Raw genomic sequence first — 12,192 nt, 5'->3', positions numbered from 1 at the left:
ACCAATATATATAAGAAGTTCAACATGTAGGATTATTGGTACACCAAAGCTTGTCGGACTTATAATAAAAATTTCTATATGATGTGCAAACGATCAACAGTAGGTCGGAATTGCATCACTTAGTTATTCATACCGAAAGATAGCTTATGGACCGGAGATACTCAGTTTATGTATCTCTCAACGTTTGTACCTTACTTTAGGTCACTGCGCTAAACTCGCAGACGCCTAATTCATTCCTATATATGGGTTGGATAACTAATGAAAACTTTAACTAAGATGAACCGAGTCGGTTATGCATTTGGAGATGCAGCCAATAACCTGACTTTTGGCATGACTTCCGCTTTTCTACTTCTTTATTATACTGATGTTCTGGGCATTTCTGCCGCAGCTGCTGGTACTCTGTTTTTAGTTGCTCGTTTATGGGATGGTATCAACGATCCTATGATGGGTGCTTTCTGCGATAAGATGTTTAGCAAACGACGTGGTGAAAAATTTCGTCCATTCCTTATCAAAGGCAGTTGGCCTGTTGTTCTCTGCGCAATCTTAGTGTTTTGGGCCCCAGCCGGACTAACCGATATACAAAAGCTAGTCTGGGCTTATGCAACCTATATCCTTTGGGGAATGGCATATACATTCGTCAACATCCCGTACGGCTCTTTGGCAACAGTAATGACCAACGATCCAGCAGAACGAGCTTCGCTAGCAGGCGCTCGCTCAGTAGGCGGTCTTATTGGTGGTATATTTCCTGCTATTTTAATGCCACTTTTGTTATCGATCTACGCAGATGATTTAAGTAAGGCCTATCTTTACGCTATCTCAGTAATGGGTGTACTTTCACTTGCCTTTTACTTACTTTCATATCGCCATACTGCGGAGCATATCCAACATGAACCAACACCGGCATCAGAAACTGTTAGCTTTGCTAAAACATTAAAAACCATCGGCAAAAACAAACCGTATCTTTGTGTCGCAATCGCTTCTATGTTTCTTCTAACTGCGATGTTGGGACAACAAAGTGTTCTCTACTTTTACCTCGCAGAAAACCTATCTGGTGGTGTTTGGTTAATCACCGTAAATTCAGTTGTCATGATGGTGACTATTGGTGTGCTCGCTCCTTTAGTTGGTAAGCTTGTCACCAGATTTGGGGTCAAGAAAATCATGCTTACCTGTTTTGCATCAGGCGCAATAATCAATGCAGCCGTGTTCATGCTCCCTTCATCTACTTACGTCACCCTTGGTTATTTAATTTTGCATGCCCCATGTATTATGCTGCCGAGCATCCTTTTCTGGGCTAATATCGCAGACTGTATTGACTACAACTATGAAATTTCAGGTCAGCGAGGAGAAGGTGTGTTGTACTCTAGCTATTCATTTATGCGTAAGATGGGTCAAGCTATAGCTGGCTTTATCGCAGGTATGGGTCTTAGTGTAGTGGGCTATACTGCTGGGCTGGAAGTTCAGTCAGACGCAACGCTTGCTGGCATCAAATCGGTAATGTTTATTCTTCCTGGTATTTGTGCAGTAGCGTGTTTTTTCTTGTATAAAACGATGTGGACGCTAAAAGATAAGAAGAGTGAACCAGAAACAGAAGACGTAACACTGGCAGAAGCTTAATTGAAATTCTTAGTTAATTAACTAATGATTTATCAAGGCATCATATTTAAACGATATGGTGCCTTTTGCTTATTAGTAATAATAGAAACCTTTTTTGCTTCACTGTAAGTTAAATGTATTTTATCTAGTGAAACTACAATAGCTCTCACATAGGTTAGAATTTTATTATTGAGTTACAATCACACAGCCTCACCTTCTAATCTATCCCCTACTATCGTTCCTTTCTATATTTTCCTTTATCTCAGACATCAAAGTCTCATAAAAAGTTGCAGACCTATTTTTTAATAGGATATCTTTCAAAACCATATATCAATGGTTAGCATCATCTACCTCTAAGTCGATGTTCCACTCCTTAACCCCCCTTAGTCAAGAAATGCCGTATCTTTAACATTGACTGTATATTCTTATGCTATCCCTAGCATCAACGCTCACTTCCTATGTAATAGACTTAACTATTTGAACATTGCAAGGATTATGTAAAAACACGCTAACATATGCTTCCAGATTCAACTTGATGCGTAATAAACCTATTGAAGTGAGTTTGCACCGACATTTTATTCATAATCAGTAGATACCAGTATTGACCTAAGTTTAAGGACTCAGGTAGCAATGTTTGCTATTTAGAGTCATGGAGTCTTAATCATCAACACCCAGGAGTAATTCCTTCTAAGCATTCTAGAAACAGTTTTTATGAGGGGGAAATGGTAGGAAGTAACTTAGTTATATTCAAATGCACAGCTCATGGGTGCAGCCATATTGAGGAGAGGAATACTTCTATGCAAAAATAACAAAGTAATATGTGCTCTTTGACTAGCGTGCTAGAGAAGCGCTAGTGAATACGGATGTATAGGGTTTACTGATACACAATCGTATAATAGGAATTACCCACATAAAAAAACCAGTTTGAAGAAAAATCTTCAAACTGGCCAAAAGATAGCGGCTACTATCAAGAAGGACCCCAAATGGCTATGCGTAGGCTATAGCTTTATTTTCCAGAATTGATTTTAATGCGGTTACCGCAATACCAAATTTGTTTGCATCACTCTTTTCTAACTCAACAACATCGTCGTTTTCTAAATTTTCTAACGCCGCAAAACCAGCAAAATTACCTAAATGTGGCTCTAATGATAAGAACCCGTTGTAACCAGCATCGGTAATAGCTTCCACAATTTCCGCGATCTGACCATCTCCATCACCCGCAGGTACCACAGTGTCATCTGCGGATCTTGCATCCTTTATATGGTAGTAAAGCACATGATCTTTTAATAAATTATAAGCTTCTAAAGTACTTTCCTTACATTGAACAAAGTTCGCAGGATCATAAACTAATTTAAAGTTGTCTTGATTCACTCCATTCACGAGCTTTAGACAGCGCGCCGAAGTATCACCATAGATATCCTTCTCGTTTTCATGCAGTAACACGATATCATATGGCCTAGCCATTTCCGCTAGTTCGGATATTTTTGCAACGACTTCTTGGGTGAAGTCATCATGGTTGACACCGGGCTCCATAAAGAAACTAAAAATTCGCATATATTTAGACTGTAGAATACTTGCAACCTCTAATAATTGTGCAAACATTTTCTTGTGGCTTTCGAAATCATCTTTAAGGTAAATCTTACCCACAGGCGAGCCTAATGAAGATATTTTAAAGCCTCTGTCATCTAGTTCTTTCTTGATTTCCTTAGCTTCTTCAACCGTAACTTCACTTATATTTTTTCCATTTACACCACGCATCTCAATATGCTTGATTCCATGTGAATCTAAGACATCCATTTGAGTGGTTAGATCCATATCTATTTCATCAGCGAATGCAGATAGTACTACTTTTTTCATAATATTCTCTAATAGTAAACTCAGTTGGCTTTTTTTAACTGGCTAATAATATCAATAGCGGTTATTGATTCGACTAAATCTATATAATCACCACCCGCAGTAAATGCTTGGTAGAAGGCATTAATTGCTTTTTCATGACTTGCTCCCCAGTAGTTCTTTCCTGTCTTACCTGGTAAGAAATCACGAGCTAATTCTTTTAACTCACCTTCTTGGTCAACCAAAAACAATTTACCTAACATGTACTTGAGAAGACCCTTTTCGAAGTGCAATTCCATTTCTACAGGAGAATTTGTAGAGTAGGCATTGGTACCATAGAACAATCCTTTAGCTCCATTTGAAAACTCAAAATATATCTCTGCCGTATCATCAGTCTCGATATATTCTTGAAACGCCTTAGTTGAATAACTGCCGTCTACCTTAGTGAGTTCTCCACCTAACCACTGAATTAAATCAATAGTATGGATGGCTTGGTTGATGACCAAACTACCGCCTTCGGTAGCATATTTACCTCGCCATTCGCTATTCGCATAGTAACTTTCAGGTTCTCTCTGCCAAGTAACAAAACCCTTGATGCCGACCAATTGACCTAGCACCTCATTATCCACATACTCTCGCATAACTACTGAAGTTGGGTTGTAACGATTTTGGAAAGATACAGCAAGCTTAGCTTCAGAATTAGCCAAAGCGCATTCGACCTCCTGTGCTTCTAGCATATTCATAACAACAGGTTTTTCAGTGACTACATTGATATTTAGACCAATTGCTTTAACAATCATCTCTTTATGCAAATAATGAGGTGTACAAATATGAACAACATCTAAACTTTCACTTGAAATCATTTCTGAATAATCAACATAGCCATTACATGAATATTTACTTGTTGTTTTATCTAGTACTTCAAGGTTAATATCGCATACACTCACTAACTGAGCATCTTGATTCTTTAATATCGCATCAAAGTGAATAACAGAAATTGCGCCACATCCAATAACACCAACTCTTAGCATAAAGTTCTCTCATAAATTTTTATTTATTGTATTTAAAGTGGACTAATAGGTGCTAATATAAATATCAACACCTATTTACAGAGCACTTGTTTAATTAAAAGTAATCTGCGTATCCCATTTTCTTCAGGTTATCCATGCTGATTTGTAAAGACTCAAATGGATCTCTTCCATATGTATCGTCTTGTTCGATCGGTAAATAACGGACATTTGATTCTTCACACGCGTCGATGATTTCCTTAAAGTCCAAATTGCCTTCACCTATCTCTGCAAATTGAATCGTATTGAAAAATAGATTCATATCGCCTTTAGCTAAAGAACCCATCAGATCTTCCTGAGAAGGCGTAGCAATTCGATAGTCTTTAAGGTGAACAAGCTCTGCGCGGCCAGCCATCTTCTTAATAAATTTTGCAGGGTTAAGACCGGCACGTTGAATCCAATGCACATCAATCTCGAAGCCGATATTCTCTGCCGAAGTATTTTCAACTAAATGTTCAAAAAGAACCTTGCCATCTACTTTATCGAACTCACAGTGGTGGTTATGATAGAAAAGCTTAATACCGTATTCACGTAGCTTGGCACCCCACATATCCATTTCTTTGGCAAACTCAATAAACTTCTCTGGTTGGCCATAATGAGTGAAAGGTAAAGAGCCAATGCGTAAATAACTTACGTCCAAACGCTTTGCATCAGAAACAATCTTGTCAAAGTGAAGATCGAAAGAGTCTACAGGGAACGATGGATGAATTTGTGCTGTATAAGCACTCAAAGAACAAATATTCATCTCTAGTTCGTAGACTGCTCTTTCCATCTCAGCTACGTTCTCTTCTGACATATCTACTTGTGATATTTCTACAGCATTAAAGCCCATCTCTTTTAACGTTTTCAGTGTTTCATAGACACCTAGCTCTTTGACTTTGCCAGCCAGCATCATCATTTGTACAGCAATTTGAGGTTTAGACATAACTACGCCTCCTGTACTTTAGCTAGCTTTTCTTCTTCGATCTTCTCTTGAAGCTTCTCGAAGTACAGCTCTTCATCAATTGGCAAAGAAACCTCTTCACCTAACCAGCTAGAAAGGTGCATTGCATTGGTAATACTCAGTGCATTGATACCTTCAGAGCCTGGGGCAACAAGCTCTGCGCCTTCAGTGATTGCTGCAGCAAAGTTCTTGAGTACATCGAAATGTTGTAAACCCCAAACATTCTCAAATTCAATGACTTCTTCAGTAATCACATCTCCAATACCGCCACCCATGAATAGGCGCTTCATATCTTCAAATGATAAATTCTTACTGATTTCTGATTCCGACTCATCCAAAGTTTTTAAGATAATTTTCTTGCTGTCTTCCACAACAATCTTGCCTTTGTCACCAAGGATTTCGAATCTATCGGTGCCGACTAAATCGTGAACACAGGTAATAAATGAACCCGTTGCACCATTTTCATATTCAACAACCGCTGTTACATCATCTTCTACTGCGATATTGCGATGGCTACCGTATGCTGCTTTTGCCGATACTTTAGTTGGCATGCCACACAGCCATTGCCAAAGATCTATTTGGTGTGGAGCTTGGTTGATAAGAACACCGCCACCTTCGCCCCCCCAAGTTGCACGCCAATCACTCATTTGATAATAGCCTTCAGGGCGCCACCACGTAGTAATCAGCCAATTAGTTCGACGAATTTCACCAATGACGTTGCTGTCCATGAGTTCCTTTAATTTCAGGTACAGTGGATTCATACGTTGGTTGAACATCATCGCAAACTTCAGATGTGGCTTTGTTTCGGCCATAGCGTTCATTTCTTTTACTTTTTTGGTATAAACACCCGCTGGCTTATCACAAAGAACATGCAGATCACGTTCCATCGCATCCATTGCCATTACTGGATGATGGTAGTGAGGAGTAACAACTAGCACAGCATCAATCAAACCACTGTCTAGCATTTCAATGTGGTCACTGAAGAAAGGTACTCCAGGAAGTTCTTTCTCCGCCCATGCTTTGCGCTCATCACTATTATCACACACCGCACCAAGCTCAAGACCTTCAACGGTTCCAATCTCCATACCCATGAAAGTGCCATTTTTCATTACTGAAGCGTACATAGAGCCTTGCTGGCCAATACCAATAATACCAATTCGTACAGTCATTATTTTTTCCTTCATTAGATTATGTTTTTTAGGTGTCTCACTGTGTTGGTATTCATTTAAATAAAATTGGTGTACAGATTCAAGGTGAGTAATGGTAATTGGTGATCCAAATCATGATAAACGAATAAAAACCCTTATCATTGTCTATCTGATCACATAATACCTAATCATATTTAGGGCAAATCATAGCTTAAGAATACCAATATACAGAACAGATATCCGCTAGATTTTAACAAATCCTATACCTCACCAGCATGCACATATCACTTGATGAAAAATAGTTCACTACTTTTTATCTTTCTATACCCCTTGTATATAAAGGAATTATTGAGTGTTGGACTATCAACACCTACCGAATCAAACAGTATCTATAGCTGCTCAACATAGTTGGTGTTTATCACATTTTTGAGAATACTTGGTTGCATTTGTAGATTTAAAATTGAACCAATGCGATATTGGCATACCAAATTAAACAGTAAGAATTAAACAACACAAAATGGAGAAGACTATGAACAATGAAAAGAAAATGTTGCCGTGGCAGGATTCAAACATTCCACATAGGCTGTGGTTAGAGCCGAAAGGCGCTTCTACGACTATAAAGATGCAAATAATCAAAGACGTAGAACCAGAGCTACTGTCTTTAGATTTATCAATTGATTACCAGACATTACTTAAGCACTGGAAAGGCGAGGCTCTAGCTATTAGCCCAGCCCATAACGAAGGTTCTTTGTTTACGCAAAGCCGTGTTCTGTTCAACCTGCCACTAGGTTGCATAGTTTGGGCTGTGACTCATATTATGATGCCGAATGGCGAAAAAATGTCAGCCGATAAACTTGCTTTTGCACCGCAACTACAAGCTAGAGATCAACAACTACAACCGATCTAAAACTTATCAAATATAGAATTACCAAAAAGTAATGCCACCCTAAATCGGGTGGCATTAAACTTTATAGAAATCATCTAGTTCGCAAAATTTCTTACAAACCTAAGACATTAGTGAGTAGCACATTCAGTAAACACTGCTTTGCTTAGGCCGCCGTTTGCCTGCTGTACTGTATCTGCACACATTGTTTTGGTGAAGTTTAGCGTTTCGCTAAAGTTGTAACCAATCTGAGTGCGAGTGTCGTAGTTAGTGAACAAGAAGTCACCATTATCGTGGTTATAGGTAAACTGGGTCCAAGTTGCGTAGGTTGCATCGTTGGTGGGGTCAACAAGATCTTGTGGGATTAGGTTTCCAGCGTTGTACGTACTCAGTAGCTTTCCGCGAGTTTGTGCCCAGCTTGCATCTTCTTTGAACTCTATGTGCTGGGTGTTAAATAAACCACGAAGGTTACGGTCAGCAGAGCTAATTGAACTTGGAATGTCTTTAGCTTTTAGGTCGTTAAGGTCCACTTTGGCAACGTATTCTCGATGATCTTGCTGAAGAGGGGCATTCGCCATTACACGCAGGTCACTTGATGTATCGCCACGGTGCACTACCATCTTGCCACCTTCGTTAAGCTGCATCAGAGCAATGTCACCGCTTTTATCTTGAATAGAGATATGTAAGCCATGTAAAGCCCCATGCAGACCGTCAGCCCATGCAATTTGCCATTCATTGTTGTTAAATGCTTCAACAGCCTCTTCGGTTGTTGAATATGTCTCCGTGATATAACGAATCACATCAAGGAAACTTACTGCTGGTGCGCCAGTATCTTTATAGTCTTTAATGAACTCTTTTGAATCGTTCATATAAAGTAATGATGCAGCTAGGCCTTCAGAGTTAATTGCATCTGATGCAACACCATGGAATACGTCCCATTCCATCTGAGATATCGCATGGTATTTAGTCGTCCATTGCATCGCATTTTTATAGCTCGGTGTTTCTGAAGCATTGTCTATACCTACTGGGTTAACTTGAGCGACGTTGCCCAACTGGTCGCCCCAATCTAAAGAACGAACTGTAGAAACACCGTGTGGTGTATCTAGCGTGAAACGTGAGCATGCGCTTGCTGTACCTACAGCTGCAGCTAATGAAGCTGCTGCCAATGCCACTGTAGCAATTTTGTTTAGTTTGAAAGATTTCATAATAGTCTCACTTCTTTTGAATAGTTACTCTCTAGGAATGAGTCTATTATTACTATTAAATGCATATCCCAAAGTTGCTAAGACTAGGTAAATCCCCTCTGAAAGTGTGTAACTCAGCAAAGGAACTGTATGTCCGTTTCGTTAGATCAACTTAGAGCTTTTGTCGCCACCGTGGACAATAAAGGAATGGCACAGGCCGCCAGGCAGGTTGGTAAACACGTTTCTACTATTCGTGAACAAATCAACACGCTAGAAATCGATACAGGGTTAGAGCTCTTTATCCGACACCCTCGCTCATTAGAGGTAACCCCCGAAGGTGAACAGCTTTATAAGTCTGCCATTGCTATGCTAAAAGAGTCTGCGTTGTTTGATGCCAATGTGGAGAGCATTCTGCAAGGCATACCCGACAAGCTAACCATTGCTATTGATAGTGGTTTGCTAGACAGTCAAATCGACCAACTTCTCGCCCAACTTTTGCAAACCTACCCGCACATTTCCTTAAAAGTGCAAAGCAATGACACTATGCAGATAAAAAGTGCCGTGCTTTCCGGGACTGTCGATATTGGTCTGATTTTTAATACCGTTTATCTTCATGATGAATTAGCGATGGAAAAAGCCTACTCATTCGATGTGGTAAGGGTGATACCCACTAACTGGTCAGTACCAACAGCAGTGGATATAGACGCGTTAAACGATAAACTGCAGCTAAGCCTTTCATTTCTAGACGATATCGGTATGCGTAACGCCGATGTATCAAGCCATAGATACATGCTCTCCAACAGTGGTATTCAAATTCTAAACTTAATTAAGGCAGGTGTAGGTTGGGGTTACTTACCGCGGTTTACCTGTGAAGAAGCATTGCAAAATGGGGAGGTAGAGCTATATCAAGAAAGCACTGATAGCATATCTCAGTGGACAACAAACCTTATCTGGCAAAAACAAAAAGCACTGAACCCTGCGATGGATTTCTTCATAAAAGAAATGAAAAAGTTTAAGAATCGCTAAAGACTCAAATCGCAAATGTACTGCAGAACTTAGGCAGTTCTATCGTTTGAATCACTCCAACATCTGAACGCAAAACGCCCCTGCTTATATAGCAAGGGCGCTAAACGCATTGACTAACTCAAGCGAAATCAAGCATTACGAAAGCTAAGCAATCAACACCTTAACTTTATAGGTTTTTCCTGCCTCAATGTCTTCGAGAATATTTGATGATAGTGGCACTCCATCAACGCTCACCTCGGTTTGCGTCACATCAGCTCTCTCAATTGTCACTTCAAAGGTTGCCCCACGGAAACTACGAACCGCGCTAGCATTATCCCAATCGGCAGGGAGTTGAGGTTCAATAGATAAGCCACGCTCAGTACCCTTCAAGCCATACAAGCCTTCAACGATACAACGGTAAACCCAAGAAACCGTGCCGGTGTTAAACAACTGGCTTGAACGACCTGCCGTTCTTGGGAACTGATAGTACGCACCGCGATAGTAGTTAGGGATGAACACCGGAAGCTGGCCGCGTTGAACATAATCGGCCTCATCTGGCCCTGTCAGCATCTGCGACATTAGCTTAAATGCGCGATCGGTTTCACCCGCTTGATAGAGGCTGAAGATATAGAAAATCGCTGCGTGGTTATAAACGCTACCATTTTCCGCCGAGCCAGGATGCTTTTGCGTTACACGACCAACATCATCTCGCATTCCAGTAAAGCTTGGCGCCAACATCATCACCCCGTAAGGCGTTTCTAGCTGCTGCTCAACTTGCTGAATCATCTTTTGTCGTTTTTCTGCATCTGCCGTATTGGCTAAGATTGCCCAGCTTTGTGGGTTAAGGAAAATACGGCCTTCTTCATCTTTACTGGTGCCGAATACCACATCATCGTCGGTGATACCACGCGCGTACCAGTCGCCATCCCAGATGTGCTTGTTCACTGCTTCATTCAGGGCCTCGGCATTGCTCTTAAATTCAGCTGAGAGTTCGTTCTCGCCTAGTTGCTTACAGATATCAGACCAAATGTTCAGTGCATAAGCTGCGGCCATAGATAGCCATCCTGATACCCCTTTACCTTTGTAACCCACCATATTCATTGGGTCACACCAGTCCCCTTGCGCGATATAGCTCAGGCCTCGACGATCACGCTCGTTGAACAGCCAGCGCATGGCATTGGTAATACGCTCAAAGGCAGTCTTAGATTCAGTGCCTTTGAACTGCTGAACGGGTTGATCAAAGATCGCATAATCATTGGTTTCATCAAGATAAGCGCGCAAGCAAACTGGGAACCAAATACAGTGATCCGTATGCGGGATCTGGTTGATGTATTTAAGTTCGGCTTCTTCGGTTAGCAAAATGCCATCAGGAATAGCTCCTGACTCCTCCTGCTGTGCGAGTGCATGCAAAAATGCAGCACGAGTCACATCTGGCTTGATATACACCATACCCATCGCATCTTGAATGTAGTTACGTGTTTGCGGATCGGTACTTAGGCGGTTCACATCGCCGTGATAGAACATCTGCCTTGGAAGCCAGCTATTCACAAACTCATTTAGTTGAGTATCAGGTGTGTTTATCTCAATGCTGCCCTTGCCTTGAGCCACATAGGCAGCGTATTTCTCTTTTGTATTCGCAAAATCAGTATCCGCAAAGTAACGATCACGTTTGTTCGCAATCTCAGCATCATCAAACGCTGGACCTAACAAAAATCGATAGTTCTCTTGCTGGTCGGTATCTAAAACCATTTGGTATTGCAAAGCTGCAGTAGGCGTCTCATACAAGGCATCACCATTGTCTAATCTGCTTTGCTGGACACCTGTAGGGTTGTGCAAACCACCCTCACCTTCAAACACTTCGCGAATAGTCTCATAAGACGTAGGCGCTCTATCATGAAGGAAGAACGTCTTATCTTTCAGGTCTTTATTCTTAAAGTAGTCAGCTACCTTTTGATAAGGCGTTATACAGCTTGCCACTACGCCACCAAGGTCTTGACGGTACTTGGCAGACTGATTCATCCAGCTCATGTAACCGATTGGAAAATAAGGGTAAACGCTGAGCTTTCTAGCACGCCCTGAAACGTTTTTCACCTTTAGCTGCCAAAGCTCTACCACGTCATCTTCTGGCAAGCTAAGACACAGCTCAACTTCGATACCAAGATGTTCAATCTGCCATTGGATATCCGACTGCCCCAATGAGAAGCAATACTGATCTAACTTTGCTCTTACCGGCTCATAAGGCGCCGAGAAGATTTCACCCGTCTCTTCGTCCTTAATGTAGAAGAAGCGCCCAGGGTGATGAGCAAAATACGGTTGCTCGGGCTGCATGAAGCTCTTCGCTTCAAGGTTTGGAGCATGCATGTATTTTGCAGGCTCTGGCTGCATAAATTGTGCGGTTGCGTAACCACGACAATTTACCTGAATCATCATCTGTTTGTTCCACAGAAACCCTGAAGCCTTGGGCATCTCTGTTGGACTCAAAAGCTCTACTCGTTCGCCATTTTGTTTGGTTGTAATCAACATTTTGCTTAGCCTT

9 protein-coding genes are annotated in these 12,192 nt (G+C 41.1%); 3 read left to right on the top strand and 6 right to left on the bottom strand.

Going from position 1 to position 12,192, the window contains the following annotated elements:
• Positions 1-258: 258 nt before the first annotated feature.
• Entirely contained in the window at positions 259-1,614 is a 1,356-nt protein-coding gene (locus OCU46_RS17470; protein WP_141271565.1) for a glycoside-pentoside-hexuronide (GPH):cation symporter, read from the top strand.
• 966 nt (positions 1,615-2,580) lie between these two features.
• Here OCU46_RS17470 and OCU46_RS17465 read toward each other — a convergent pair.
• The 4 genes from OCU46_RS17465 to OCU46_RS17450 all read right to left on the bottom strand — a co-directional run bounded on the left by OCU46_RS17465 (position 2,581) and on the right by OCU46_RS17450 (position 6,605).
• On the bottom strand, positions 2,581-3,450 hold the full coding sequence (locus OCU46_RS17465; protein WP_141271566.1) for a sugar phosphate isomerase/epimerase family protein: 870 nt from the start codon (positions 3,448-3,450) through the stop codon (positions 2,581-2,583).
• 20 nt (positions 3,451-3,470) lie between these two features.
• Complete coding sequence (locus OCU46_RS17460; protein WP_141271567.1) at positions 3,471-4,457, bottom strand: Gfo/Idh/MocA family protein; 987 nt, start codon at positions 4,455-4,457, stop codon at positions 3,471-3,473.
• 94 nt (positions 4,458-4,551) lie between these two features.
• Positions 4,552-5,418: a sugar phosphate isomerase/epimerase family protein gene (locus OCU46_RS17455; RefSeq protein WP_141271568.1), complete on the bottom strand. Its 867-nt coding sequence runs from the start codon at positions 5,416-5,418 to the stop codon at positions 4,552-4,554.
• A gap of 2 nt (positions 5,419-5,420) precedes the next feature.
• Positions 5,421-6,605 (bottom strand): Gfo/Idh/MocA family protein, encoded by a 1,185-nt coding sequence (locus OCU46_RS17450; protein ID WP_208733543.1) that lies wholly within the window; start codon positions 6,603-6,605, stop codon positions 5,421-5,423.
• Positions 6,606-7,113: 508 nt separating this feature from the next.
• On the opposite strand from OCU46_RS17450, the gene OCU46_RS17445 reads away from it, so the two are divergent.
• Positions 7,114-7,491: a hypothetical protein gene (locus OCU46_RS17445; protein ID WP_141271570.1), complete on the top strand. Its 378-nt coding sequence runs from the start codon at positions 7,114-7,116 to the stop codon at positions 7,489-7,491.
• Positions 7,492-7,598: 107 nt separating this feature from the next.
• On the opposite strand, the gene OCU46_RS17440 is transcribed toward OCU46_RS17445, so the two are convergent.
• Entirely contained in the window at positions 7,599-8,672 is a 1,074-nt protein-coding gene (locus OCU46_RS17440; RefSeq protein WP_141271571.1) for a linear amide C-N hydrolase, read from the bottom strand.
• Positions 8,673-8,801: 129 nt separating this feature from the next.
• On the opposite strand from OCU46_RS17440, the gene OCU46_RS17435 reads away from it, so the two are divergent.
• On the top strand, positions 8,802-9,677 hold the full coding sequence (locus OCU46_RS17435; RefSeq protein ID WP_141271572.1) for a LysR family transcriptional regulator: 876 nt from the start codon (positions 8,802-8,804) through the stop codon (positions 9,675-9,677).
• A gap of 144 nt (positions 9,678-9,821) precedes the next feature.
• On the opposite strand, the gene OCU46_RS17430 is transcribed toward OCU46_RS17435, so the two are convergent.
• Positions 9,822-12,179, bottom strand: coding sequence for a GH36-type glycosyl hydrolase domain-containing protein (locus tag OCU46_RS17430; RefSeq protein ID WP_141271573.1), 2,358 nt, complete (start codon positions 12,177-12,179; stop codon positions 9,822-9,824).
• Between the last annotated feature and the right edge of the window lie 13 nt (positions 12,180-12,192).

The organism is Vibrio comitans, from assembly GCA_024346835.1.
Lineage (GTDB): Bacteria > Pseudomonadota > Gammaproteobacteria > Enterobacterales > Vibrionaceae > Vibrio > Vibrio comitans.
Note: the sequence above shows the minus strand (reverse complement) of the source record. Positions and strands in the feature narration are given on the sequence as shown.